This window comes from Nonomuraea angiospora, from assembly GCF_014873145.1.
Classification (GTDB): Bacteria; Actinomycetota; Actinomycetes; order Streptosporangiales; family Streptosporangiaceae; genus Nonomuraea; species Nonomuraea angiospora.
Map to the genome: position 1 here is coordinate 131,310 of NZ_JADBEK010000001.1, position 26,149 is coordinate 157,458.

22 protein-coding genes are annotated in these 26,149 nt (G+C 73.1%); 11 read left to right on the top strand and 11 right to left on the bottom strand.

The features are described from left to right. Positions 1-5: 5 nt before the first annotated feature. Genes H4W80_RS00580 through H4W80_RS00590 form a run of 3 tightly spaced genes read right to left on the bottom strand, consistent with a single transcriptional unit; the run spans position 6 to position 3,702 of the window. Positions 6-2,822: an ATP-binding protein gene (locus tag H4W80_RS00580; protein ID WP_192783240.1), complete on the bottom strand. Its 2,817-nt coding sequence runs from the start codon at positions 2,820-2,822 to the stop codon at positions 6-8. Continuing rightward, complete coding sequence (locus H4W80_RS00585) at positions 2,819-3,568, bottom strand: nucleotidyltransferase domain-containing protein (RefSeq protein WP_192783241.1); 750 nt, start codon at positions 3,566-3,568, stop codon at positions 2,819-2,821. Before H4W80_RS00585 ends, H4W80_RS00580 begins: the two co-directional genes overlap by 4 nt. Beyond that, positions 3,565-3,702, bottom strand: coding sequence for a hypothetical protein (locus H4W80_RS00590; RefSeq protein ID WP_192783242.1), 138 nt, complete (start codon positions 3,700-3,702; stop codon positions 3,565-3,567). The genes H4W80_RS00585 and H4W80_RS00590 overlap by 4 nt, the downstream gene beginning before the upstream one ends. A gap of 45 nt (positions 3,703-3,747) precedes the next feature. Here H4W80_RS00590 and H4W80_RS00595 point away from each other — a divergent pair, with 45 nt between their 5' ends. Then, positions 3,748-5,613 (top strand): propionyl-CoA synthetase, encoded by a 1,866-nt coding sequence (locus H4W80_RS00595; RefSeq protein WP_192783243.1) that lies wholly within the window; start codon positions 3,748-3,750, stop codon positions 5,611-5,613. Positions 5,614-5,687: 74 nt separating this feature from the next. Next, entirely contained in the window at positions 5,688-8,513 is a 2,826-nt protein-coding gene (locus tag H4W80_RS00600; RefSeq protein WP_192783244.1) for an NACHT domain-containing protein, read from the top strand. Here H4W80_RS00600 and H4W80_RS00605 read toward each other — a convergent pair whose 3' ends face one another. Continuing rightward, positions 8,514-9,680, bottom strand: a complete 1,167-nt coding sequence (locus H4W80_RS00605) for a sensor histidine kinase (RefSeq protein WP_192783245.1) — start codon at positions 9,678-9,680, stop codon at positions 8,514-8,516. It lies immediately after the preceding gene. Further along, positions 9,677-10,333, bottom strand: a complete 657-nt coding sequence (locus tag H4W80_RS00610) for a response regulator transcription factor (protein ID WP_192783246.1) — start codon at positions 10,331-10,333, stop codon at positions 9,677-9,679. The genes H4W80_RS00605 and H4W80_RS00610 overlap by 4 nt, the downstream gene beginning before the upstream one ends. A gap of 151 nt (positions 10,334-10,484) precedes the next feature. Here H4W80_RS00610 and H4W80_RS00615 point away from each other — a divergent pair, with 151 nt between their 5' ends. The 4 genes from H4W80_RS00615 to H4W80_RS00630 all read left to right on the top strand — a co-directional run bounded on the left by H4W80_RS00615 (position 10,485) and on the right by H4W80_RS00630 (position 14,807). After that, a complete protein-coding gene (locus tag H4W80_RS00615) occupies positions 10,485-11,900 on the top strand; it encodes a hypothetical protein (RefSeq protein ID WP_225963167.1) in 1,416 nt (471 codons plus the stop codon). A 184-nt stretch (positions 11,901-12,084) separates the two neighbouring features. After that, positions 12,085-12,969, top strand: a complete 885-nt coding sequence (locus H4W80_RS00620) for a hypothetical protein (RefSeq protein WP_318786639.1) — start codon at positions 12,085-12,087, stop codon at positions 12,967-12,969. A gap of 23 nt (positions 12,970-12,992) precedes the next feature. Beyond that, complete coding sequence (locus H4W80_RS00625) at positions 12,993-13,901, top strand: hypothetical protein (protein WP_192783247.1); 909 nt, start codon at positions 12,993-12,995, stop codon at positions 13,899-13,901. A gap of 21 nt (positions 13,902-13,922) precedes the next feature. Then, positions 13,923-14,807 carry a hypothetical protein gene (locus H4W80_RS00630; protein WP_318786640.1) on the top strand — a complete coding sequence of 295 codons (885 nt, stop codon included), beginning with the start codon at positions 13,923-13,925 and terminating at the stop codon, positions 14,805-14,807. 122 nt (positions 14,808-14,929) lie between these two features. Here H4W80_RS00630 and H4W80_RS00635 read toward each other — a convergent pair whose 3' ends face one another. Next, positions 14,930-16,060: a UDP-N-acetylglucosamine--N-acetylmuramyl-(pentapeptide) pyrophosphoryl-undecaprenol N-acetylglucosamine transferase gene (locus H4W80_RS00635; RefSeq protein ID WP_192783248.1), complete on the bottom strand. Its 1,131-nt coding sequence runs from the start codon at positions 16,058-16,060 to the stop codon at positions 14,930-14,932. A 4-nt stretch (positions 16,061-16,064) separates the two neighbouring features. Then, on the bottom strand, positions 16,065-16,880 hold the full coding sequence (locus H4W80_RS00640; RefSeq protein WP_192793193.1) for a formylglycine-generating enzyme family protein: 816 nt from the start codon (positions 16,878-16,880) through the stop codon (positions 16,065-16,067). Between the two features lie 154 nt (positions 16,881-17,034). On the opposite strand from H4W80_RS00640, the gene H4W80_RS00645 reads away from it, so the two are divergent. The 3 genes from H4W80_RS00645 to H4W80_RS00655 are packed head-to-tail and all read left to right on the top strand — an operon-like array spanning position 17,035 to position 19,660. Then, a complete protein-coding gene (locus tag H4W80_RS00645; RefSeq protein ID WP_192783249.1) occupies positions 17,035-18,243 on the top strand; it encodes a cytochrome P450 family protein in 1,209 nt (402 codons plus the stop codon). A gap of 15 nt (positions 18,244-18,258) precedes the next feature. Continuing rightward, positions 18,259-19,221 (top strand): Ppx/GppA phosphatase family protein, encoded by a 963-nt coding sequence (locus H4W80_RS00650; RefSeq protein ID WP_192783250.1) that lies wholly within the window; start codon positions 18,259-18,261, stop codon positions 19,219-19,221. A 58-nt stretch (positions 19,222-19,279) separates the two neighbouring features. Further along, entirely contained in the window at positions 19,280-19,660 is a 381-nt protein-coding gene (locus H4W80_RS00655; protein WP_192783251.1) for a hypothetical protein, read from the top strand. A 23-nt stretch (positions 19,661-19,683) separates the two neighbouring features. On the opposite strand, the gene H4W80_RS00660 is transcribed toward H4W80_RS00655, so the two are convergent. Both H4W80_RS00660 and H4W80_RS00665 read right to left on the bottom strand, forming a co-directional pair. After that, a complete protein-coding gene (locus H4W80_RS00660; RefSeq protein ID WP_192783252.1) occupies positions 19,684-20,115 on the bottom strand; it encodes an ATP-binding protein in 432 nt (143 codons plus the stop codon). An 88-nt stretch (positions 20,116-20,203) separates the two neighbouring features. After that, the gene (locus H4W80_RS00665; protein ID WP_192783253.1) at positions 20,204-20,749 is read right to left on the bottom strand and encodes a TetR/AcrR family transcriptional regulator; all 546 of its coding nucleotides are present in this window, start codon (positions 20,747-20,749) and stop codon (positions 20,204-20,206) included. Positions 20,750-20,854: 105 nt separating this feature from the next. Between H4W80_RS00665 and H4W80_RS00670 the strand changes: the two genes are divergently transcribed. Both H4W80_RS00670 and H4W80_RS00675 read left to right on the top strand, forming a co-directional pair. Then, positions 20,855-22,426, top strand: a complete 1,572-nt coding sequence (locus H4W80_RS00670; RefSeq protein ID WP_337959994.1) for an MDR family MFS transporter — start codon at positions 20,855-20,857, stop codon at positions 22,424-22,426. Positions 22,427-22,507: 81 nt separating this feature from the next. Further along, a complete protein-coding gene (locus H4W80_RS00675) occupies positions 22,508-23,440 on the top strand; it encodes a GNAT family N-acetyltransferase (RefSeq protein ID WP_192783254.1) in 933 nt (310 codons plus the stop codon). An 11-nt stretch (positions 23,441-23,451) separates the two neighbouring features. On the opposite strand, the gene H4W80_RS00680 is transcribed toward H4W80_RS00675, so the two are convergent. Both H4W80_RS00680 and H4W80_RS00685 read right to left on the bottom strand, forming a co-directional pair. Then, on the bottom strand, positions 23,452-24,729 hold the full coding sequence (locus H4W80_RS00680; RefSeq protein WP_318786642.1) for an AAA family ATPase: 1,278 nt from the start codon (positions 24,727-24,729) through the stop codon (positions 23,452-23,454). After that, complete coding sequence (locus tag H4W80_RS00685) at positions 24,726-26,147, bottom strand: hypothetical protein (protein WP_225964341.1); 1,422 nt, start codon at positions 26,145-26,147, stop codon at positions 24,726-24,728. The genes H4W80_RS00680 and H4W80_RS00685 overlap by 4 nt, the downstream gene beginning before the upstream one ends. Positions 26,148-26,149: the final 2 nt, after the last annotated feature.

Here is a 26,149-nt window from a genome sequence, read left to right on the forward strand (position 1 = left end):
CTGATTCACTGGCCGGGCTCGTGCGCCAGCACCTGCCTGGTCAGCTCCACCCGGCTGTTCACCCCCAGCTTGGCGAACGCGTGGCGCAGGTGGCTGTCGACCGTGTGCGGCGACAGGAACAGGGCGGCCGCCGCCTCCCGGTTCGTCATCCCCTGGGCGACGAGCCGGACGACGCGCAGCTCGGAGGCCGTCAGCGCCGTCCATCCGCGCCCTGTCGCCTCCGGCCGCGCCCTGCCCGCCGCGGCCCCGCACGACCGGTAGACCTCGACGGCCTCCTCCCGCTGCCCCGCCTCCGCCAGGGCCGCCGCCAGCCCGAGCGGTCGCGGGGCGCTCCGGTACAGCTCGACGGCCTCCTCCAGCCTGCCCTCCGCGTGCGCGAGCCCGGCCGCCAGGGATGTGACGCCGGGGTTGCGGCGGGCGAGATCCCGCGCGCACGCGACCACGCGCGGATCGCCCCGCCACCGCGCCGCCGTCCACGGCTCCTGCACGATCAAGTACGCCAGCGCCCCGCCGTACGACGGGCTGCCACGGGAGGCGCCCGTCGCCTCGTCGAGGAGCCGGCGCCGCCACCGCAGCTCCTCGGACACCAGCCCGGGCCCATTCCCGGCCGCCCCGCTGCCGGCCTGCCCACGGCGGCCGGCCAGCTCGCGGCCCCGGTCCAGATACGCTCGCGCCGCCTCCGTCTCGTCCCGCAGGAGCGCCACGTGGCCGAGCACGCCGAGCAGCGCCGGGGCCAGCGCCATCGCCGAGAGCTGCCCGGCCACCCGCAGCCCCGCCTCGGCCTCGGCCGCCGCGTCGTCGAGCCGCCCCCAGGCCAGCAGCAGCTCGGCCCTGAAGCGGTGCAGCAGCGGCAGCGCCCACGCGGTGCCCAGCCGCCCGGCCTCCCGTTCGACCACCGCGTACAGGCCCTCGGCCTCCTCGAACCGGTCCAGCGCCACCATCGCCGCGCCCAGCCACAACCGCGGATGCCGGTGGGCCGCCTCGCCGCCCGCCGCGTCGGCCAGCTCCACCGACCGTTCGGCGTGCCGCAGCGCGCCGTCGAGGTCGCCCCTGAACAGCGCCACGGTGGACCGCGCCTGCGACCCCACCACCTCGGCGAACACCTCGCCCTCCGCGACCGCGCCAGCCGCCGCCTCCTCGGCCGCGTCGATCTCGCCGGTCATCATCAGCGCGTGGGCCCGTACGGCCAGCAGCCGCGCCCGCTCCCGACCCGGCACGCCCGGCCGGCCCAGCACCCGGCCGGTCCGCCGGATGACGCCCCGGTCGTCGCCGATGTGCTTGAGCGCCTCGGCCAGCCCGAGCGCGACCCCCGCCTCCTCGGCCGCCGAGAGCGGCACGCCGAGGCGGTCGGCCAGCTCCCGCGCCTCACCCAGCCGCCCCGCCGAAGCCAGCAACCGCACGGCCCCGGCCACCAGCGGCGCGGTGCTCCGCCCGACGTCGCCGGGATGGGCCAGTTCGAGGGCGCGCAGCATCAGGTCGGCGGCGGCCGAGGGAGCGGTGGCCGTCATCTCCTCGGCGGCCGCCCGCAGCTCCCGGATCGCCGCCGCGTCCCCCCGGCGCGCGCCGTGCCTCAGGTGCTCGGCCAGCTCGGCCGGCGGCCGGCCCTCGGCCCGCAGCACGGACGCCGCCTCCCGGTGCAGCGCCGTCCTGATGGGCGCGCCGAGCCCGCCGTAGACGGCCTCCCGGATGAGGTCGTGCCGGAACGCCAGCCGATCACCCTCACCGACGAGCGCGCCCGCCCCCACGGCCTCCTCCACGCGTTCGAACAGCGCTCCCGCCGGCACCCCCAGCACCCCCGCCGCCTCGTGCACCGAGAACGGCCGCCGCAGCACGGAGGCCGCCTCCAGCAGCCGCCGCGCCCCGTCGGACAGGTCGCGCAGCCGCCTCTCCACCGCCGCCACGAACCCGGCGGGCAGCTCCACCCCGCCACCCACCCCGCCACCTGCTGGGCCACCTGCCGGGCCACCTGCCGGGCCCCCGACCGGGTCCGCGCCGCCCGCCGCGCCGCCCGCCGCGCCCGCGACCTGGTTCGCGCCGCCCGCCACGACCTCGGCCACGCCGCCGCGCACCGAGATCCGGCCCTCGGCGCGCAGCCCCGTCAGCACCTCCTCCAGCAGGAACGGGTTGCCGCCGCTGCCGCGCACCAGCTCCAGCACCGACGGGCCGGGCGCGGCGCCGAGCAGGCGCGCGCCCAGCTCGGCCGCCTCCTCCGGACCGAGCGGAGGCAGCGGCACGCGCCGGGCGCCCTCCTCGATCAGCCGGTCGACCGCCTCCTGCCGGGGCAGCGGCCGCCGCCCCAGCAGCCACACCACGGGGGACCCGGCCAGCCCCGGTACGAGCTGCCGCAGCGCCAGGCAGGTCAGCTCGTCCGCCCATTGCACGTCGTCGAGGACGATCGCCAGCGGCCGGGAGCGCGTGAAGCGCTCGACCGCCTCGCCGACCCGCTCGATCGACCGGAACCCGCCACCCCCGAACCCCGTGCCCAGCGGCCCGCCGTCTGCGGCGAGCGGGCGCAGGAGGGTGGACAGGGGAGCCACCCGGTCCAGCTCGGTGGCGCGGCCGAGCGCCACCGCCGTCCCGCGCGCCCGCGCCCGCCCCGCGGCCTCCTCCAGCAGGCGGCTCTTGCCGATGCCCGCCGGCCCCTCCACCACGACGCACCCCGACCCCGCCGCCAGGACCCCGCTCACGACCTCAAGCGCGTCCGTCCTGCCCACCAGCTCGCCGCCGACGACCCCGAGCCCGTTCGTCCTGCCCGCCGGCTCGCCGCCGACGACCTCGAGCGCGTCCGTCCTGCTCACCGGCTCCCCGCCTGCCGACGTCACGTCAGGGAGCTCCACCCGCGCACCCGCGCCCGCACCACCAGGTCGTGCAGCGCCGCCTCGGCCGTGGCCCGCTCAGGCAGCGCGGAGGAGTCACGCGCCTGCTCCAGCACCGCCGTCATCCGCTCCACGTCCGCCTCCAGGCCGAGCGTGGAGGGGGCGCGCACGTGCTCGGCCTCCGCCTTGGCGGCGACCAGATCCGGCAGGTACGCGGGCCCGTACGCGTACAGGCGCGTCAGGTCCGCCTCGAGCTCGCCGGTGCGCATGAGGTGCGTCCCGGTGGCCAGCACGCGGAAGGTGTAGAGCAGCGGCTTCAGCTCCAGGCGCTTGGTGAACAGCCGCCACTGCGTCCGCGCGAACCCCAGATAGTGGTGGGCGTGGTGCCGCGTCAGGCAGCCCGGAGCCAGCGCCACCAGCTCCTCGTGCACCGGCGACGACGTCACGACCAGCGGCGACAGCAGCTGCTCCAGCACGTAACCGTTGCGCCCCAGCAGTAATCGGCAGAACTTGGCCAGGTCGTGCGTCACCAGGTCCACCTCGACGCCGTCGCGCGTCCACATCCGCTCCAGCGTCTGCGGCCCGTGCCGCAGCCCCGCCACCTCCTCCACGGGCAGCACGTGCACGCCGCGCAGGTCCACGTCCGAGTCCACCGAGGGGAACCCGTACAGGTGCGCCCCGCTCACCGTCGCGAACACCAGCGGGTACGGCTGCTCTCCAGCGATCTCGGGCAGCCATCCGGGCAGCTTCACAGGTGCTCCTTCCGCACGCCCACCAGGAACTCCTCACGCGTTTTCCGGTCCGGCCGCTCGGTGCCGGAGGTCTCCGTGCCCGGCCCGTACGCCCGGGACCCCATGACGACGGTAAGGATCATGTCATCGGTCACCCGGATATCTTGCGCCATGGGCCCGTGGACTGGTCTGATCGATAAGTGGGCGGTTATGACGAGGCTTACCGGCGCAGCATCGGGCGACCCGACGAGTTCTGGTCCGAGGCGGCACAGGGGATCTCCTGGGACGTGGCGCCGGCGACCGTGACGGCCGGCGGCCGGTGGTTCCCCGACGGGCGGCTCAACACCTGCTTCAACGCGGTCGACCGGCACGTGGCGGCCGGGCGGGGCGAGCAGGCGGCGCTGATCCACGACAGCCCGGTGACCGGGACGGCCCGCACGTTCACCTACGCCGAGCTGCTCGACCAGGTGGCCAGGACGGCCGGCATGCTGCGCGACCTCGGCGTGACGGCCGGCGACACCGTGGTGATCTACATGCCGATGGTGCCGGAGGCCGTGGTCGCGATGCTGGCCTGCGCGCGGCTCGGGGCGGTGCACTCGGTGGTGTTCGGCGGGTTCGCGGCCAGGGAGCTGGCCGTGCGGATCGACCACGCCAGGCCCAAGGTGGTGCTCTCGGCCTCCTGCGGCGTCGAGCCGTCGCGGGTGGTGGCGTACAAGCCGCTGCTGGACGCCGCGCTGGAGCAGGCCGAGCACCGGCCCGCCAGGTGCGTGATCCTGCAGCGGCCGCAGGCCCTGGCCGAGCTCGACGAGGGCCGCGACCTCGACTGGGCGCGGGCGGTGCGCGAGGCCGAGCCGGCCGGGTGCGTCAGCGTGGCCGCCACCGACCCGCTCTACATCCTCTACACCTCCGGCACCACCGGCCTGCCCAAGGGCGTGGTGCGCGACAACGGCGGGCACGCGGTGGCGCTGCACTGGAGCATGTCCCACGTGTACGGCGCCGCCCCGGGCGAGGTCTACTGGGCGGCCTCCGACGTGGGCTGGGTGGTCGGGCACTCCTACATCGTGTACGGGCCGCTGCTGGCCGGCTGCACGACCGTGCTGTACGAGGGCAAACCGGTCGGCACGCCCGACCCGGGCGCGTTCTGGCGGGTGGTGTCCACGTACGGGGTGCGCACGCTGTTCACGGCGCCGACCGCGATCAGGGCCATCAAGAAAGAGGACCCATCCGGCATTTTCGCGAAAAAGTGGGACCTGTCGGGGCTGCGGTACCTCTTCCTCGCCGGCGAACGCCTCGACCCCGACACCTACCACTGGGCCCGCGACCTGCTCGGCATCCCCGTCATCGACCACTGGTGGCAGACCGAGACCGGCTGGCCCATCGCCGCCAACTGCGTCGGCATCGAGCCGCTGCCCCTCAAGCCCGGCTCGCCCACCAAGCCCGTCCCCGGCTGGGACGTGCGCATCCTCGGCCCCGGCGGTGAGGAGTGCCCGCCGGGCGTGGACGGCGCCGTCACCGTCAAGCTGCCGCTACCGCCCGGCGCGCTGCCCACCCTCTACCGCGACGAGGCCCGCTTCACCCGCTCCTACCTGGAGCGCTACCCCGGCCACTACCTCACCGGCGACGGCGGCCACGTGGACGCCGACGGCTACCTCTACGTCATGGGCCGCATCGACGACGTGATCAACGTCGCCGGGCACCGCCTGTCGACCGGCGCGATGGAGGAGGTCATCGCCTCCCACCCCGACGTGGCCGAGTGCGCGGTGATCGGCGTGGCCGACGAGCTGAAGGGCCAGCTGCCCGTCGGGTTCGTGGTGCTCAAGGCGGGCGCCGAGCGCGATCCGGGGGAGATCGAGCGCGAGCTGGTCGCCCTGATGCGCGAGCGCATCGGCCCCGTCGCCGCCTTCCGCCGCGCCGTCGTGGTGGCCCGGCTGCCGAAGACGCGCTCGGGCAAGATCCTGCGGGCGACGATGCGGGACATCGCCGACGGCAATCCGTACACCGCGCCCTCCACGATCGAGGATCCGGCGGCGCTGCCGGAGATCGAGGAGGCCGTGAAGCGAACATGACGGCCCGGTAACTTCCGCCGAAAGACCCGGTCGTACAGCGCATGATGGGACTCCCAGTCCCCGGGAGAAGGTACATGATCGAGACCCCGAGCTACGCCGACGCCCTGAGGATCCTCGGGTGCAAGGACGCCCGGCTCGTCAAGGTGGTCGGGTTCGCCGCGGCGGCGGCGCGTACCGGCTGGGCGCTGGCCGGGGCGGGGCAGCTCGCGGCGGGCCTGGCCGACATGCGCAACAGCATCGTCGGCTACGGCGAGGACGTCGTGCGGCGCATGCCCGAGCTGAAGGGCGGCGTCGACCGGTTCACCCGCACCCAGCGGCTGGCCTCCGCGCACGCGGTGATCGTCGTCTCGGCCTATTTCGAGGCGCTCGGCGAGGCGAAGCTGCCGTTCACGCTCGACCAGCTCGACCGCGGCGGCAAGATCTCGCACGGCGTGCCGACCGCCGAGCGCTTCGCCCGGCTGGTGGCGAGCCTGCTGCTGGAGCGGCTGCCCACGCCCGAGCCGCACCTGCCCTACTCCGAGACCCGCCTCGCCGTGGAACGTGCCTACCAGCGCATGTCGGAGGCCATGGCCGGATACGTGGGCGGGCTGAGCGTCTGGGACGAGCTGACGGTCGACGACCAGCTCCTGCTGCCCCGCATGCTGGCCGAGGGCCCGCCCGCCCGCGCGCTGCGCATCTACGACGAGGACTACCGGTCGCTGGCGCTCGACAGCCACGAGTTCGGGGTGCGCAGCCTCGTCACCGAGCAGCCGCCGCCCGCCACGGCCCTGTCACGGGTGGCCTGGCTGCTGGCCGAACTGGCCCCGCCCCGGGTGGGCGACCGTCCCATGATCCACCGGGCCAGGATGGCCGCCAACGCGCTCGACCAGCCCCTCCTGCACGCCGGCAAGCTGCCCGAGGACGTCTGGCTCCCGCTGCTCGGCGAGGGCTACCTCAGCCCCCGCTTCCGGGTCGCCGAGCTGACCCGGGACGCCACGCCCGCGCAGCTGGACTGGTGGGCGGACCGGCGGCCGGTGCCCGACACCGAGGCCTTCCTGGTGGGCCACCTGACCTCGCTGCGCGCCACCCAGGCGCCGCTGCTCGTGCTGGGCGAGCCCGGCTCGGGCAAGACCAAGCTCACCGAGGTGCTCGCCGCGCGGCTGGCCAGGTCGGAGTTCCTGCCGATCCGGGTCGAGCTGGCCGGCGTGTCCGCGCGGGCGGGCATCACCGAGCAGGTCGAGCAGGCCCTCGGCACGGTGCTGGGGGAGGAGGTGGACTACGCGCGGCTGGTGACGGCCGCCGACGGGGCCATGCCGGTGATCCTTCTCGACGGGTTCGACGAGCTGGTCCAGGGCGGGGCCGGCCGCCACGACTACCTCGAACGGGTGCAGGAGTTCCAGGCCAGGGAGGCGGAGCTGGGCCGGCCGGTGGCGGTGATCGTGACCAGCCGCACGGTGGTGGCCGACCGGATCAGGTTCCCCAAGGGCCTGCTGGGGCTGCAGCTCCAGCCGTTCGACGACGGCCAGGTGCGGCAGTGGCTGAACATCTGGGACCAGCGCAACCGCGGCCTGCTCGCCCGTCGCGACCTCAAGCCCCTGCCCGCCGAGGCGGCGCTCGTCCACGGCGAGATGGCCAGGCAGCCGCTGCTCCTGCTGTTGCTGGCCCTCTACGACGCGGGCAGCAACGCGCTGCAGCGCGACCACGGCCCGCTCGGCCGCGCCCGCCTGTACGAGGTGCTGCTGCGCGACTACACCGAACGCGAGACCGGCGGCGTGCGGCGGGTGGCCATCGACCAGGAGCTGGTCCTGCTCGGCGCGGTGGCCCTGTCCATGCTGGCGCGCGGCCGCCAGGTCATCACCGACGAGTCGCTCAACCGCGACCTGCCCGCCCTCTGCCAGGGCGGCGAGGACGACCCCGGCGACGAGGAGGACCGCGTCGACTGGGCGCGCAAGGCCACCGAGCGCTTCTTCTTCGTGCGCAGGAACGGGCACGCCTTCCTGCACGCCACGTTCGGCGAGTTCCTGGTGGCCTGGCTGACCATGTACGCGCTGCGCGACCTCGACCGGCGCCGCCGCCTGGCCGGGGACGAGCCGCTCGCGCTGGTGCAGGCCGTGGACGACGACCTGCTGTACGCGGTCACGTCCCACTCGTGCCTGGCCGAGCGCGGGCCGACCGTCGGGTTCGTCCTGGAGCTGCTGGACGAGGTTCCCTCCGCCGTGCGCGAGCGCTGCGTGGACCTGCTGGCCGGGCTGCTGCGCCGGTCGCTGCACGAGCGGCCCCGCCGCCACTTCACCGGATTCCGGCCGGTGCGCCACACGATGACCCGCCGCCTGGCCGCCTACTCGGCCAACCTCGCCCTGCTCATCGTCTGCGCCTCCGAGCAGCCGGTCCGCGTGTCGTCGATCCTGTCCGGGCCCGACCACCTGGAGCAGTGGTCCTCGCTCAGCCACCTGTGGAAGGGGCAGCTCGGGCACGAGGGCTGGACCGGGCTGGTGACCGCCCTGTCGGCGCACCGCGTGATCGAGGACGGCAAGGAGGACGTCGTGCTCGGCGGCACCGGGACCGGCACTGAGACCGGCGGCATGGGCGACGTCGTCGTCGCGGTCGCCACCGGCCACTCGGCCCGGCACCGGCGCCTGCTCGACCTGCTGGTCGCGGCGCTGGGGGAGGGCCGCTTCCTGCCGTACCGGGACCGTCTGGCCATCCTCGACGAGCTGGTGCGGACCGTGGCCGTGCGGTCGCCGGCCATGCACCGGGCCCTGGGCGCGATGTGGGCCGAGGACGGCGCCGACCACGCGGAGCTGCGGCCGCTCCTGCGCGCCATGCTGGCCGACCCGGCCGACCGGGTGGGCACCTGGGAGCAGCTCGTCAAGGCGGGTGTCCCGGAGACGGCGCTCTGGGAGATCCAGGGCCTGGACTGATCAGGACGTCTCGGACCAGACGGGCAGCTCCACGCTGATCGTCAGGCCGCCCTCGTCCCTGGGCGTGGCCGTGACCGTGCCGTCGTGCGCCTCGGTGATCACCCGTACGATCGACAGCCCCAGCCCGCTGCCCCGGTCCGAGCGCAGCCGGTCGCCGTGCAGCCGCCGGAACGGCTCGAAGATCGTCTCGATCTCGTACGACGGCACCTGCAGCCCCGAGTTGGCCACGACCAGCTCGACCCGATCGGCCCGCCGCCGCGTCGTGACCCACACCTCGCCCTTGGCGTGGTTGTGCCGGATGGCGTTCTCCACGAGGTTCTGCACCAGCCGCTCCACCAGCACCGCCTCGCCCGCCGTCGGCGCGGGGTCGAGCAGCCGGTGCATGGTCACCTCGCGCTCGGCCGCCTCGGCCGCCGCCTGGTCGAGCACGTGCTCGGCCACGTCCGCCAGGTCGAACGGCCGCCGGTCCAGCACCGCCTGCTCGCCCTCGGTCAGCGCCAGCAGGCCGTCGATCAGGCGCTCGTGGCGGGCGTTGACCAGCAGCAGCGACTCGCCGAGCCGCTTGACGTCCTCCGTCGCGTCCGGCCGCCGCACGGCCACGTCCACCAGCGTCCTGTTGATCGTGAGCGGGGTGCGCAGCTCGTGCGAGGCGTTCGCGACGAACCTGCGCTGGCCGTCGAACGAGCGCGCCAGCCGGCCGAGCATGGTGTCGTAGACGTCGGTCAACTCCTTGATCTCGTCCTGGGGGCCGTCGTAGCCGATCCGCTCGCTCAGGTTGTGGCTCTGGGCGACCCGGCGGGCGGTGTCGGTGACGTTCCTGAGCGGGCGCAGCACCATGCCCGCCGTCCGCCAGCCGATCCCGAACGCCAGCCCGGTGCCGGCGAGTACCGCCACCCCGCCAGCGGTGCGCAGGTTGGACAGGACGCTGGTCTGGTAGGCGAGGTGCGTCTTGAGCGCGAACCCCCTGGCTATTTCATACCCGTCCTGGTAGCGCGCGGAGTAGAGGCTGTAGCCGTCCCGCTCCACCCGGATCTCGTCGGGAGTGAACACCGAGGCCCGGTACTGGAAGCTCGTCTGGACGACGAAGTAGACGGCGACCAGGGCGAGGGCGGCGACCACGAAGAACACGCCCGCGCTGACCAGCGCGAACCGCAGGCGCATGCTCATGGGATGCGATACCCCGATCCCGGCACGGTCTCGATGACCTGGGGCTCGCCGAGCTTCTTGCGCAGCTTCATCATCGTGGTGCGGACCGTGTTCGTGAACGGGTCGATGTGCTCGTCCCACACCTTCTCCAGCAACGTCTCCGCCGAGACCACCGCTCCCTGGGCCCGCAGCAGCTCGGCCAGCACGCCGAACTCCTTGCGGGCCAGCGGCACGTACCGGCCCTCCCTGAACACCTGCCGGTGCGCCCAGTCCAGCCGCACCCCGGCCCGCTCCAGCATGGGCGGGTCGGCCCGCCTGGCCCGCCGCCCGAGCGCGTGCACCCGGGCCACCAGCTCCTCGAACGCGAACGGCTTGGGCAGGTAGTCGTCGGCCCCCAGCGACAGCCCCGCCACCCGGGAGCGCACGTCGCTCGCGGCGGTCAGCATGAGCACCCGCACCAGCCAGCCGCGCTCGACCACGGCCTTGCACACCTCGTCCCCGTGCACCTGCGGCAGGTCACGGTCGAGGATCAGCACGTCGTAGTCGTGCACGCCGAGCCGTTCGAGCGCCGCGTCCCCGTCGTAGGCGACGTCGACGGCCAGCGCCTCCCCGCGTAACCCCTCGGCGATCGAGTCGGCGAGCATCCGCTCATCCTCAGCGACCAAAACGCGCACCGTGCCCCCAAAAGATGTGAAATGCCCGCCAGTCTGCTCCGGCCGGCATAACGCGCGCATAACCAGAATCGGTGACGTTCAGGTTATCGGTGGCGCGCTGGACTGACCGCCCTGAAGCCGGGATCCGCCCGGCTGTCTCGGGGGGAAGACCATGGCGCCCACGCTCGCGGGGCCCCGTGACCACCGGCTGTTCGGGTGCGTGCTCGCGCTGGCCGCCGCGCTGCGCGTGCTGGTCATGCTGGGGTACGACACGGCGCGGCTCTATTGGTACGACTCGTTCACCTACCTGGACACGGCCGTGCATGTGCGGCCGCAGGGCGCGTTCCACCCGGCGGGCTACTCGTGGTTCCTGTGGGCGCTGCGGCCCTTCGGGAGCGTGGAGCTCGTCGTGGGGGTGCAGCACGCGATGGGGCTGGCCGTCGGGGTGATGACCTACCTATTGCTGCGCCGCCGGTCGCTGCCCGCCTGGGGAGCGGCGCTGACGGCGGCGCCGGTGCTGTTCGACCCGGCGTTCGTGCGCCTGGAGCACGCCGTGCTGTCGGACACGCAGGTGATCTTCCTCGTCGTGGCCGCGCTGCTGGTGCTCATGTGGCGTGGGGAGGTGTCCACGCGGGCGGCGGCGGTGGCGGGAGCGCTGCTCGCGCTGGCCGGTCTGACGCGTACCGCCACCGTGCCGCTGCTCGGCCTGGCCGCCCTCTACCTCCTGCTGAGGAGGACCCCATGGCGGGCACGGTGGCGCGCGGCCGTGGCCCTGGTCGTGGCGGGGGCGCTGCCGCTGGCCGCCTACGCCGGCTGGTACGCCCAGCACCACGGCAGGTTCGCGCTGAGCGGCTCCGACGGCGTCGCCCTGTGGGCCCGCACCATGACCTTCGCCGACTGCTCGATCATCAGGCCGCCCGCGGACCAGGCCGCGCTCTGCCCGAACGGCACCGTCCTGGACGCCGCCTCCGAGTACGTCTGGGACCCGCGGGCCTCGCTGAACCGCCTGCCCGGCGACCGGTTCACCCACAACGACCTGGCCAGGGCGTTCGCGCTCAGGGCCATCGCCGCGCAGCCCCTGGACTACCTGCGCGAGGTCGTCCGGGACACCTCGCTCGCCTTCACCTGGGAGCCGGTCGCCCACCCGAAGCGGATGAGCCCGACCACGGCCTTCCAGCGGGGCTCCTGGCCGCTCCCCTCCGGCCGGCCCCTCGTGGACCAGGTCAGGAAGGAGTACGACCCGGACATCCGGGGCATGCGGTCCGTCGAGCCGTTCGCCTCGGTCCTGGCCGCCTACCCGTACCCGTGGTTCCTGCACGGCACGCTGTTCGGCGTCCTGCTGCTGGCCGGCGGGGCCGGCGCGGTGCTGCGCCCGCGCCGGGCGCTGCTGCCGTGGTCGTTCGCGGTGTTCCTGCTCGTGGCGCCGGTGGCCGCGCTCGACTTCGACCACCGCTACGTCCTGCCCGCCATCCCCGTCGCCTGCGTGGCCGCCGCGCTGGCCGTGCCGCGGCCGGCGGGTGGTTACCCCCGTGGCTACGATCATGTTGCGCGCCCGAAAGCATCGGCGAACGGCTCTCGCGCGTCCTGAAGGGCGGGGCGGCCGCTGCGGTGCTGGTCGAGGCCGCCCTGACGAGCCCGGCCGGCCATGGAAGCGCCCCGAGATCGCCCCGCTGGTCCCCCCGCTGACCTTTTTGAGGCTGACACTCCACCGGAATGTTACGTAATATCCGTACATCGCGAGCGTTGGGGGCGCCAGGGTGCCAGGACAGAGCGTGGGTGTGGTCGTCGATCCCGGAGTGCCTCCGGAAGTAGCCGGACTGCTGCGTGCCAACGCCCCGCTGCTGTCCAGGATCAGGGCCGGATGGGTGCCGCCCGCCGAGACGTCGTCGCGCCGCAAGAGCCCGTCCAGCGCCATGCTCCTGGCCGCGACCCCCTTCGTGGTCGCGCTCATGGCACTCCTGCTCGCCTCGCGGTTCGCGCCGGCCGGGTTCGTGCTGCTCGGCACGTACGTCTTCATCGTCCTCGTCAAGATCGCCTCCATGAGCGAGGTGCCCGAGGACGACCGGCCGCAGGAGCGCGGCGTCTACGAGCAGGCCCGCTGGTACGACGGCCGCTACCTGCTGCCCGAGGACTTCGACCAGGAGGCCAGGGCCGTCCTGACCAGGGCGCAGCGGGCCATCGGGTCCGTGCTGCGCTCCCACGTCAACGCCGAGGGGCTGCTCGACGACGCCCGCAACGCCGTGATGCTGCCCGCCCAGGAGTGGGAGATCGCCCGCCTGCTCGCCAAGCTGTCGGCGCTGCGCCTGGAACACCGGGAGCTGCTGGCCAGGGGCATCGCGCCCGAGGTGGCCGCGGTGATCGAGCCGCTCGAACGCGCCCTGGTCAACAGCGAGGCCGCCGTCGTCGCCCGCGTGGAGGCGCTGGAACGTTACGCCGGCCACGTGGCCGAGGCCGAGCGCGCCTACCACGCCCGCGGCCAGATCGAGGAGCTGCGCGCCCGGCTGCCGCGCTACGAGGAACTGCTGGCGGAGTCGGGCGCGGACAAGCTCGCCGTGCCCGAGATCGAGCGCCTGGCCGAGGACGCCGACGTGCTCGAACGCACCTTACGACGCAGCGTCCGGTCCGCCCACGAGGCGTTCCGCTATCTCGAAGGCTGACACTCGGACATAGGATCAAAAACGTGCCCGGACGTCATGCGAAGGTGATAGTCGATCCGGCGGTGGCCGACGACGTCGCGGCCCTCTTACGTGACAACCGCAAACTCCTCGTACGCATCCACGCCGGCTGGGTGCCCGCGCACAAGCGCCACCGCCCGATGGTCGGCATCGTGACCAGGCTGGCGGCCACCGGGACCGCCGCCGTCGCGGCCGTCTACGGCCTGGCCCTCTTCGTCGCCGGACGCTACACCCCCTTCGCCGTGATCATGACCGGCGCCGCCCTGCTCGTCGTCAGCGTCCTGCTCAGGCCCAGGCCCGACGCCGAGGTGGAGCGAGCGCACGCGCTGGAGCTGGCCGTCTACGACGGCGCCCGCAGGCACGAGGGCCGTTACGTCGTGCGCGAACAGCTCGACGAGCCCGCCAGGGCCCTCATGATCCGCGCCCAGACCGCCATCGACCAGGTCATGGGCTCCAGCGTCAACGCCGAGGGGCTGCTGGACGACGTGCGCAACTCCGTCATGCTGCCCGCCCAGGAGTGGGAGATCGCCCGGCTGCTGGCCAAGCTGTCGGAGCTGCGGGCCGAGCACGAGGAGGTCGTCTCCGAAGGGCTCACCCCCGAGGTGGCCGCCGTCGCCGAACCCCTCGCCCAGGCGCTCGACAGCAGCCAGCAGGCCGTGATCGCCCGCGTCGAGGCACTGGAACGTTACGCCGGCCACGTCGCCGACGCCGAGCGCGCCTACCGCGCCCGGCACCAGATCGAACGCCTCAGCGCCAAGCTGCCCCGCTACGAGGAGCTCCTCGCCGAGTCGGGCGCTGACGGGTCGTCCGTACCGGAGCTGAGCCGGTTGTCCGACGACGCCGACCGCCTCGAACAGGCGCTCCGCGACAGCGTCAGCTCCGCGCACGAAGCTTTTCGCCACCTGAGGGGGTGATTTCCCTTAGGATCCGGTTTCGTGGCGGATGTGGTGGTAGACCCCGAGGTGCCGCCGGATGACGCGCAGTTGCTCAGGGAGAGCCGGCGGGTGCTGCTCAAGATGCGCCAGGGCTGGGCCCCCGAGCCGAGGCGGGCCATATCGAGCGCGCAGTACCGGATCATCGCGGCGTTCGGATCGGTGGCGCTCTTCGGCGTGATGGCCGCCGGTGGCATGGTCGGCCGGGGCCTCGGCCTGCTGGTGCTCGTCCTCCTGGGCATCCCCATGATGATCGTGCTGTTCCTCCGCAACGACCTGCCCGACGACGACGAGGAGGAGTACGAGCGCGAGGTCTACGAGCAGCTGCGCTGGCACGAGGGCCGCTACGTGCTCACCGAGGACCTCGACGAGGCCTCCGCCCGCCTGCTCGCCCGCGCCCAGCGCGCCATCGCCGTCGTCACCGGGTCCCGGGTCAACGCCGAGGGCCTGCTCGACGACGTGCGCAACGCGGTGATGCTGCCCGCCCAGGAGTGGGAGATCGCCCGCCTGCTGGCCAAGCTGTCCGCGCTGCGCACCAAGCACAGGGAGACCGTGTCCAAGGGGCTCACGCCCGAGGTGGAGGCCGTGGCCGAACCCCTCGCGCGGGCCCTCGACAGCAGCGAGGCGGCCGTGCTGGCCCGCGTCGAGGCGCTGGAACGTTACGCGTCCAACGTCGCGGAGGCCGAGCGCGCGTACCAGGCCCACCAGCAGATCGAGGAGCTGCGGGGGCGGTTGCACCAGTACGAGGAACTGGTGGCCGAGACGGGGGCCGGCGGGTTCGCGGTGCCGGAGCTGGAAAGTCTGGCGCAGGACGCGGACCGGCTGGAGCAGGCGCTGCGGCGAAGCGTCACCTCCGCCCACGAGGCCTTCCGCTACCTCGACCCCTGACCCCTCTCGCCCCTCACCCCAAAGGGACCTCAGCCGGAGTACGGCTCGGGTCCTTCGGGGTGGGTGGCGATGACCGGTCGGCGTCCCTCCCCTCAATGGGACCTCAGCCGGAGTGCGCCTGGTCAGGCCGGGCGGGCGGTTTCCAGGAGGAGGTCGCACAGGGCGTCGGCGGCGTCCACGCGCCCCAGCTTGGCCGACGCCTGCCCCATCGTCTGGCGCAGCCCCGGGTCGGCCAGCAACGGCATCAGCTCGGCCAGCAGCTGCTCGGCCGTGGGATGCGGCTCCAGCAGGGCCCGGGCCGCCCCCGCCGACACCAGGTACGCGGCGTTCTTGCGCTGCTCGTCCCCCCCGGTGGGGATCAGGGGCACCAGCACCGAGGGCTTGCCGATGGCGGTCAGCTCCGACACCGTCCCCGCCCCGCTGCGGGAGATCACCACGTCGGCGGCGGCGAACAGGTCGGCCAGCTCCCCGCCCACGTACGGCACCGGATGGTAGCGGTCGGCCAGGTCCGCGGGCAGCGCCACGGCCCGCATCTGGTCGATCCACGCCGGCCCGCACTGGTGCACGACCTGGGCGTGCGGCAGCAGCCGCGGCAGGATCTCCGCGATCAGGGTGTTGACCTGCTTGCTGCCCTGCGCGCCGCCCGTCACGTAGATCAGCGGCACCTCGAACGTCAGCCCGAACAGGTCGTACGCCGCCGCCCGGTTGCCCTGCAGCAGCTCGGGCCTGATCGGGTTTCCGGTCACCACGGCCTTCGAGCGAGCAGAGGCGGGCAGATAGTCCAGCGACGACTCGTGCGACAGCGCGATCCTGGTCGCCAGCCTGGACAGGATGCGGTTGGCCAGCCCCACGACGGTCGTCTGCTCGTGCATCACCAGCGGCCGGCGGATCAGCTTGGCCGCGACCCCGATGGGCACCGCCACGTAGCCCCCGGTCGACAGCACCACGTCCGGCAGGTAGCGGGCCGCGTGCCCCACCGCCTGCAGCACCCCGATCGGGATGCGGAAGACGTCGGCGATGTTGGTGCCCAGCTCCTTGAGGTTCGGACGGCGGCGCAGCTTGCCCGTGGTGATCGCCTTGAACGGGATGCCGTGCTCGGCCGTGATCCGCGCCTCCAGGCCGTTGGCCGTGCCCACCCAGAGCACGTCGTGGGGCACCTGACGCCGCTGGACGGCCGTCAGGGTGGTCAGAGCCGGATAGGTGTGACCACCGGTGCCGCCGCCGGTGATCAACAGTCGCAGGGTTCGTGACATGCGATCAGACTAGGGCCGCACAGCGGAAACCCGTGTGCCCGGTGGAGGAGTCAGGCGTGTTGGAGGTGCGGGCGGCCACGCGGTAGCGGTTGCAGTAGGAGTCGTGGCACAGGTACGAGCCGCCGCGGATCACCTTCGCCGAGCCCTGCGCGGGTCCGGCCGGGTTGTCGGCGAACGCCTCCCAGCTCGTGCCCCACCAGTCGGCCGTCCACTCCCAGACGTTGCCGGAGACGTTGTAGAGGCCGTACCCGTTGGGCTGGAACGACTTGACCGGCACCGTCCCCTTGCTCGGCGCCACCGGGAAGCGGCCCTGCCAGATGTTGCACCGCTGCCGCCCCTTGGGCGCCAGCTCGTCGCCCCACGGGTAGCGCTTGCGCTCCAGGCCGCCGCGGGCGGCCATCTCCCACTCCGCCTCCGTGGGCAGCCGCTTGCCCGCCCACGTGGCGTACGCGGTCGCGTCGTTCCAGGACACGTGCACGACGGGGTGGTTCTGCCGGTCGCCGGCCGACGACCCCGGGCCCTCCGGCGAGCGCCACGAGGCGCCCTCGACGCCCGCCCACCAGGGTGCGCCGGGCACGCCGGCGTCCATCACCCCGCCCGTGGCGAACTGGGCGAACACGAACGACCAGCCGATCCGCTCGGCCTCGGTGACGTATCCGGTCTCCTTCACGAACGTGGCGAACTGCGCGTTCGTCACGCACGTCGGATCGATCAGGAACGGGTCCAGCCGCACCTCGCGCACCGGCCCCTCGCCGTCCTCGGGCCGCCCGTCGGGGTCGTCGCCGCCCATGAGGAACGTTCCGCCGGGCACGCGCACCATCCCGCGCGGCGCCTCCCGCCGCACGACGGTCACCGGCCCCGCGAGCGGCCCCGCGTCCGGCTGCGCGGCGGCGCCGTCTCTGCTCGGCCCACAGCAAGCGCTCAAAAGTCCCCCAAACGTGTCCACGACACCAAGGAAGGGTAGTCCCTGGAGCATGTCCACGATCACGCGGCTGCCCAGGGCCACCGCCGCGGAGACCCTGGCCCTGGCCGCCGCGGTGGCGCTGCCGTCCATCGCGCAGGGCCCCGTCGCGCGCCGCCCCTACGCGGTGCGGCTGGCGGAGCTCGCCGACGCCGACGGCCGGGCGATCCGGCTGCTCGCCCGGCTGCGCGCAGAGCACGGCGAGGGCCCGCTGCTGGTACGGGTGCCCGGCCGCGGCTGGGTGATGCTGCCGCTGGCCTCGCGCGACGTGCGCGCGGTGCTCGACGACCGGGACTTCACCCCGGCGACGAGGGCGAAACGCGGCGCGCTCGGCCACTTCCAGCCCGACGGCGTGCTGATCACCCGCGACCCCGGCCTGCGCGAGCGCCGGCGCGCCCTGAACGACCAGGTGCTCGGCTCCGGATTCGCCCCCTTCGCCCAGGTGGTGGAGGAGGAGGCCGCCACGCTGCCCCGCCACGGGCCGCTGAGCTGGCCGCGCTTCCACGCCACGCACTGGCGGATCGTGCGGCGCATCGTGCTCGGCGACGGCGCGCGGGACGACGTGGTCCTCACCCGGCAGCTCGACCGGCTGCGCGCCGACGCCAACTGGTCGGACCTGCGCGGGCTGCGCACCGACGTCTTCAACGCCTTCCGGCGCCGGCTGGCCGGGCACCTGGCGCGGGCCGAGCCGGGCAGCCTGGCGGCCGGGCAGGCCCGCGCGCACGCCGCGGCCGACGTGAACCCCGAGGGGCAGGTGCCGCACTGGCTGTTCGCCTTCGACGGGGCCGCCGCCGCGGCCTACCGGGCGCTCGCGCTGGCCGCCGCCCATGAGGGGACCGCGGATGCGAGGGCCACCGTGCTGGAGTCCGTGCGGCTCTGGCCCACGACGATCGCCATCGTGCGCGAGGCCGTCGGCCCGACAGAGTGGGACGTTCCCGACGGCACGACCGCGGTGATCTACAGCCCGTACGTCAACAGGGCCGAGCCCGGCGACTCCTACCGCCCCGAGCTGTGGCGCGAGGGCGGCGGCGATTGGGCGGGCGTGCCGTTCAGCGCCGGGTTCGCGCGCTGCGCGGGGGAGGACCTGGTGCTGTTCACCGCCGCCACCCTCCTGGACGCAGTCCTGCGTGAGCGCTCAGTCAGAGCGTCCGTACGCTTGGAGGGGAGCCTGCCGGCCATGCTCAACCACTTCCGCCTCAACTTCGCTGTAAAAGCCGCATAACGGTAGCGTTTTCCCATGCGACTCGGCGTGCTGGACATCGGCTCGAACACTGTCCATTTACTGGTCGTCGACGCCCACAGGGGCGCCCGGCCCATGCCCGCCTACTCCCACAAGGAGGCGCTCCGCCTGACGGAATACCTCGACGAGGACAACCGGCTCGCTGCGGAGGGCGTCGAGCGGCTCGGCGCCTTCGTGGAGGAGGCCGTGCACCTGGCGGAGGACAAGGGGGTGGAGGACCTGCTGGCCTTCGCCACCTCGGCCGTGCGCGAGGCGGCCAACGGCGAGGAGGTCCTGGCGCAGGTCGAGGAGCGCAGCGGTGTGCACATCGAGGTGCTGTCCGGGCGTGACGAGGCCAGGCTGACGTTCCTGGCGGTGCGACGGTGGTACGGCTGGTCGTCGGGGCGGCTGCTGGTCTTCGACATAGGCGGGGGCTCGCTGGAGATCGCCGCCGGTGTGGACGAGGAGCCCGACGTGGCCGTCTCGCTGCCGCTGGGCGCCGGGCGGCTGACGCGCGACTGGTTCACCGCCGACCCGCCGTCCGCCGAGGAGGTGCGCAAGCTGCGCAAGCACGTACGGACCGAGATCGCCCGCACGGTCGGCGACGTCGTCAGGAACGGCGAGGCCGACCGCGCGGTGGCCACGTCCAAGACGTTCAAGCAGCTCGCCAGGATCGCCGGGGCGGCGCCCTCCAGCGACGGCCCCTACGTCTCCCGCCCGCTGTCCAGGCACGCCATGGCCGACTGGGCGGTCAAGCTGACCACCATGGGCGGCGCCGAGCGGGCTCAGCTGCCCGGCGTGTCAGAGGGGCGGGCGGCGCAGCTCGCGGCCGGGGCGCTGGTCGCAGACGCGGTCATGGACCTGTTCGAGGTGGACCGGCTGGAGGTGTGCCCGTGGGCGCTGCGCGAGGGGGTGATACTGCGCCGGCTCGACATCCTGCCGGGGCGGTTCGACCTGCGCACCGACAGCGCGCTGGAGTAACGACGATCTATCCCGAAAAATTGGCATAAAGCGCTGGGTGCCGGGCATTGTCCGCCGAATGATGGAGGTGCTCGGCACGATCGGCTCCCTCGCCGTCGTGCTCCTGTTCATCGTCCTTGCCGTGCTGGCCATCTCGGTGGTCGCGCTGGTCGTCCTCGGATGCCTGGCCGGTTCGATGCTGGTCGACTGGCGCGGCCTGCGGCGGCGGCTGGCCAGGCTGGCCCGGGGCGGGCCGAGGCTGACGCTCAAGCGCAGCGGCGAGGCCGTTCCGGCCCGGCTGCGGGCGGAGCTGAGCGGGAGCACATCAGGGACCCGCCGCCGCTTCCTGCTCGGCGCCGCCCGATCGAGGGAACACGGGCCCGGCAGGGGCTTGAACGGTTCGCGGATCCACGGGCATCGCCCAGTGGATCGGCACGTGGATCGGCACACGCGCCTTTGAGCGCGATCATGGGGCGGGCCGGGTCACATGGCCATGAGGTAGAGCCCGGCCGCCCCGGGCGCGTACCGCAGCCGCTTCTCCAGGCAGACCACCGCGCCGTGCTCGTGCCTGTTGACGAACCGGATGTCGTCGGCGAGCGCGCGCATGATCAGGAGCCCGCGCCCGTGCTCGGCGCCCGGCTCGGGGTTGATGATCTGGTCAGGGTCGAAGCCGCCTCCGTTGTCGATGACCTTGATGATGCAGCGGTCATCGAGGACGGAGGTGCTGACCGTGTAGTCGTCGCTCGGCTCGGCGTGCCTGATCACGTTGGAACACGCCTCGGTGAGCATGAGTTCGATGTCGTCACGGATTTGCGAATCGACGCCGAGGGAACGCAGCGTGCCGTCCAGCATCTGCCTTATCAGGGGGACGCTCGCCGCATCCCTGGGCAGTCGGAGCGCTATCGTGGCCTCCACTTGGGGCTCCTTCCGTATGGATGCGTGTTCGTCCCCTTCCCTCGTTACAGTGCGTCAATCGTCCCGTTAGAGGTTCGGAGTCCGAAAGCTATGGCTCCAGCAGGCGCATGGCGACCTCTAGGGAGGCTTTGTCCACTTCGTCCTCGGACAGCTGGCCCTGGTCGATCATCCATTTCCCCGCGTGGATCGCGAACAGCGCCGTCGCGCGGCTGACGCGCTCGACGGGCGTGGCACCGGGCTCGTTCAGCTCGGCCACGAGCTCCATCATCAGCTCGCGGGTCTTGGCGAGCGTCGGATGGTCACGCAGCGCGGTCTGGTTGCGCTCCAGGAACCTGGCCACCCCGATGTGCTGGGTGCGTCTGATCCCCGCGGCGTAGCGCTCGACCAGCTCGCGCCGCGTCTGCGGCGTCTTCGGCCGGCTCCGGGCCCACTCGAGGAGCTCCTCCAGCTCCACCAGCCGGTTGCCGACCAGGCTCGTGACGATGTCGTCCTTGGTCTTGAAGTGGTAGTAAAGGGCGGCCTTCGTCACCCCGAGCTCCTCGGCGATCTCCCGCAGTGACGTCGCCTCGTATCCCTGCTCTGTGAACAGCCGGAGCGCGATCTCCTGAATCCGGGTCCGAGTGTCTTCCCGCACTTCACACCTTTTCGACTTGACGGCCGGCAAGTAAGTATCTACCTTATTCTATGCTTGCCGGGCGGCAAGTAAGCAAGATCCAAAAGCACAAAGGGGGGGTGTCCGGTGGCGGAGGCAGTCGGACGGCGGCGTGAGGTCATGGTCGTTCTGCCGGGACTGATGTTAGCCATGGTCCTGGCGATGCTGGACAACATGATCGTGGGCACGGCCATGCCGCGCATCGTCGGGGAGCTCGGCGGTCTGACGCATCTGTCCTGGGTCGTCACGGCGTACGTGCTGGGCACGACCGTCTCGACGCCGATCTGGGGCAAGATCGGCGACCTGTACGGCCGCAAGACCATCTTCATCATCTCGATCGTCATCTTCATGGTCGGCTCCGCGCTCTGCGGCATGGCGGGTTCGTCGCTGCTCGGCGGGCCGGACGGCGGCATGGCCGAGCTGATCGCCTTCCGCGCGATCCAGGGGCTCGGCGCGGGCGGCCTCATCGTGAACGTCATGGCGATCATCGGCGACCTGGTGCCGCCCCGCGAGCGCGGCCAGTACCAGGGCATCATGGCCGGCGTCATGTCGCTGGCGATGATCGCGGGCCCGCTGGTCGGCGGCTTCATCACCGACCACCTCGACTGGCGCTGGGCCTTCTACGTGAACCTGCCGATCGGCGCGATCGCGCTGGGCATGATCGTGACGCAGCTGCACCTGCCGAAGCTGCGCAACACGGTGCGCATCGACTGGGCGGGCGCGGGCCTGCTGTCCGTCGGCATCACCGCCCTGGTGCTCATCACGACCTGGGGAGGCAACGAGTACGCCTGGGGCTCCTGGCAGATCCTCACCCTCGTCGCGATCGCCGTGGTCACGCTGGCGCTGTTCGTCGTGGTCGAGCGGAAGGTCGAGGAGCCGATCATGCCGCTGCAGCTCTTCGCCAACCGCAACTTCACGCTGATCTCGATCATCGGCTTCCTGCTGGGCTTCGCCATGTTCGGCGCGATCAACTTCCTGCCGCTGTTCCAGCAGATGGTGCAGGGCTCCACGGCCACCAACTCCGGCCTGCTGATGCTGCCGATGATGGGCGCCGCCATGGTGGTGTCGCTGTTCGTGGGCAAGGCGATCACCGTCACGGGCAAGTACAAGATCTACCCGGTGCTCGGCGGGATCGGCATGGCCGTGGGCATGTGGCTGCTGTCCACGATGGACGTCCACACGGCCTCCTGGGTCACCGGCATCTACATCGCCGTGCTCGGCCTCGGCATGGGCTTCCTCATGCAGACCACGATGCTCATCGCCCAGAACAGCGTCGAGCAGAAGGACCTGGGCGTCTCCAGCAGCGCCACCACGTTCTTCCGGTCGATCGGCGGCTCGTTCGGCGTCTCGCTGTTCGGGGCGATCTTCAACAACCACCTGCTGTCGGAGCTGACCTCCCGCTTCGGCGAGCAGGCGGCCGAGCGCGTGGCCAAGAGCGGCGGCCGGATGGACCCGAGCGCGGTCGCCCAGATGCCCGCGCAGATGCGCACCGGGGTGCTGGAGTCGCTGGCGACCTCGATCTCCGGCGTCTTCTGGTGGGCCATCCTGTTCGCGGTCGTCGTGCCCGTGCTGGCCGCGTTCGTCAAGGAGATCCCGCTGCGCGGCGGCGCTCCGGCGCCCGCCAAGGACGAGCAGGCCGTCAGCCCCGCGGCGGGCTGAGCACCCGGCCGAGCGCGCCTCCCGTTCGACCTTGCGGAAAATGGGAGGCGCGCGGCCGGTGTTTTGTGGACAATCCCCGCTATGCACCACACCCTCGGCCGCCCGCGCGTCGAAGACGCCGCGGCCATCCATGAGCTGATCGCGGCCTACGACACCGCGGTGATCGGCTCACCCGACATGACGCTCGACGACGTCGCCGACGAGCTGGCCGAGCCCGGCTTCGACCGCGACAGGGACGGCTGGCTGGCCCGCGACGGCGACGGCCGCCTCGACGGCTGGGCCTGGGCGTGCCGCGTCGGCGACAGCGACACGGTGGACGTCGAGGTGATCGTACGGCCCGGCGTGACGGGCCTGGACGACCGGCTCTGGCCCCTGGTGATTGGCCGCGCCCGCGAGCTGGCCGCCGAGGCCGGCCACGACGGCGCCACCCTGCACATCGGCGTCTACCGCGCCGACACCGCCAAGCGGGACACGGCCGAGGCGCGCGGTTTCTCGCCCGGCACCAGCTTCCACCGCATGCGCATCGACCATGACGGGCCCGTGGAGCCGCCCGCCCCGCCCGCCGGGCTGACCCTGCACACGGGGGAGAGCGAGGACGCGCGGCGCGAGGCGCACCGGGCGCACCAGGAGGGCTTCGCCGAGCACTTCGGGTTCGTGCCGGTCGACTACGACGTGTGGTATTCGCGCCGGCAGGCCCAGTCCACGACGGACTGGGCCCAGCTCACCCTGGCCCGCCTCGACGGCCGCCCCGCCGGGGTGCTGATCGCCAACAACCAGTTCGTCCCCGACGAGGGCTGCGGCTACGTGGCCACGCTCGCGGTCGTCCCGGAGTTCCGCGGCCGGGGCCTGGGGCGCTTCCTGCTCCGCCACGCCTTCGCCGCCGACGCCGCGCGCGGCCGCAAGGGCACGATCCTGCACGTCGACTCCAACAACACCACCCCGGCGCTCGGGCTCTACGAGTCGGCCGGCATGCGCCCCGTCCTGGTCATCGACGTCTGGCAGCAGCGCCTCTGACGGCCGGGGCGTCAGACGCGGTGGCGGGACAGGTGGTCGAGGACCGACTGGTTGGCCTCCCAGCCGTCGGGGAACTTGACCGGCACCCCCAGCTGCACCGGCTCCGCCGACGGGTGGGCGTCCAGGAGCTCGGCGATGCCCGCCCGCGCCACGACGACGCAGGCGTGCCGGTGCCGTGACGCCAGCACGCACAGCCGCCCCGACTCCAGGTGGAAGGCCGTGGCGTCGCGGCGGCCCGACAGCGGGTGCAGGACGATCGTCACGTCGTACTCGCGCCCCTGCAGGCGGTTGGCCGTGTCCACGGTGATCTCCGCCGGCACCCCGGCGGCCCGGATGGCGGCCACCTGGTCGCGGTGGGCGGCCCCGACCGCGATGCGCTCCGCCGTCACCGGCCGCTCGCCCTGCTCGGAGGAGGCCACGGCGCCGCGCTGCAGCAGGCGTTCGGCCAGCAGCGCCACCGCCCGCACGGCCTCCCCGTCGGTCCGCACGGTGTGCCGGTTGGGCAGCTCCAGCAGCGCCCACCCCGACCGGGCGGCCTCCTCCAGCGCCCGGTCGTGCACGGTCCCCATGCCGCCGGTCACCAGCTCCAGCCGCCGATCACCGTGCGACGTCCCCGACCGGAACCCGGTGAACGGGTAGAACGCCTGCGACACCACCGGCGCGGCAGAGGCCGGCAGGCGCCACGACACCGGCAGCCGGTGGACGGGGAGGTCCGGATTGTGGCGCAGCAGCACCGACACCGCGCTCTGCAGCGGATCCCACGACAGCCCCGACCACCGGTCCCCGTCCACGATCGAGAACGGATCGAGCTGCCCCGGATCGCCCACGAACAGCGCCCGCTCGAACAGCCCCGCGATCCGCAGCAGCTTGTCCGAGCGCATCTGGTACGCCTCGTCCACGATCGCCCACGGCCACACCCGGCCGCCGATCCAGGCCCACTTGTCGGCGGTCGCGATGACGATGTCCGGGTCGCCGAGATCCTGGATCCGGGTGCCGACCCGGACGCCGGCCAGCTCCAGCAGCCGCAGCGGTGGCACGTAGCCGCCGGCCGACAGCCGGCCCACGGTCAGGTGCGGGTGCTTGTCGGAGATGCGGGTCACCAGGTCGTCGACCTGCTCGTTCGTCTGGGCGACGATCATCAGGGGCTCGCCGGTCGCCGCGATGTGCGCCGCCGCCCGCACCACCAGCGTGGACTTGCCCGCGCCGGGCGGCGAGTCGACCACGACGCCGCGGTGCCGGGGCAGGTCGGCGAGGACGTTCCTGATGACCTGCTCCGGGCTGTCGGTCACGACCACTCCTCCTGGGCGTCCTCGTCGTCGGGCACGTGCTCCTGCGGCGGCCCGCCGTGCGTCCACGGCGTGGCCTCGGAGTCGGGCAGGTGGGGCGAGCCCTGGAAGTCGTCGGTCAGCGACGTGTAGCAGACCCGCTCGCCGATCTCGGGCACCGCTCCCGGCGCCGGCGTCTTCCCCCGGCCCATGCCCTTGGTGATCTTCAGGGTGACCAGGCCCTGGCCGGCCTCCACGAGCTCGGCGCCCTGGCCGCGGCGCTGCGGGGTGCCGAGCGAGGTGCCGGGCGCCAGGCGCACCGGGTCGTCGGTCTTGATCACCACCAGCGGGCGGAGCTTGCGGGAGCGGCCCTCGCCCTCGGTGTTGTCGGGGACGGTCTCGATCACCTCGCCCGCGAACGCCTCCCCGGTCAGCCGGTACTCGGCCATGACCAGGGGGTCGTCGTAGGCGCGCTGCACGTCGTACGCCGCCTGGGCCCGCTCCATGCGGGCCAGCTTGGCCGCGGCGGCCACCGCCCCGTCGCGCCTGGCCTGCGGCGGCGCGCCCTCGGCGATGTGCACCGCCATGCCGCTGAAGGAGCCGCGGTCCTGCTCCCACCGCTGCGCGACGCTCGAGCCCTCCTCCAGCCCGGCCAGCAGGTCGACGGCCTGCCACATGAGCCGCCACGTGGGCTCGAGCTGGGTGCGCAGCGCCTCGGTGATGCGCTCGGGCGACTCGCTGTCCATTGCCGGCGCCAGCACCTCCGCGTCGAACCCCGGATCGGTCGCGGGCCCGGCGGGCGGCCAGATCAGCGGGTCCTCGGCCTCGTCGTCGGGCCCCCTGGTGATCCAGGCCAGCAGCGCGGCCAGGTTGGCGTCCTCCAGCGAGCTCTGCCCGCTGGCCCAGTGCCGGCCCAGCTCCTCGGTCGCGGCCAGCATCATCGACGAGCCCGGGTACGCGGCCCGCTCCGCGAAGTACGTCAGCCACCGCCCCAGCAGCGGCACCGCCTCGGGCACCGGATAGGGCCCGTCGGCCCGGCGGAAGCGCGTGGAGCGGCCGAGCAGCCTGGTGAAGGCCACCCCGGTCTGGTTGGGCACGACGAGCTGCGGCGCGTCCAGCACGCGCTCGTAGGGGTCGGCGTTCTTGCGCTCCACCGTCTCGGTGTCGGCCATGAAGCCCTCGACGTACGGCAGCAGCACCCCGGCCAGCTCGGCGGCCCAGGCGAAGCGCAGGTCGCGGTTGCGTGGCTGGGTCACCACGAGCAGGCGCGGCCGCTCCCGCTCGGTGCCGAGCATGGCGGCCAGCGGCGCGGCGGCCTCGCCCGAGAGCCTGAGCGGGATGAAGACCATCGGCCGCTCCGACAGGTGGCAGTGCCTGACGGTCGCGACGGGCTGCGCGATGCCCTCCTCCAGGGCCCGCAGCCGCGCGAGCGAGGTCAGCATGC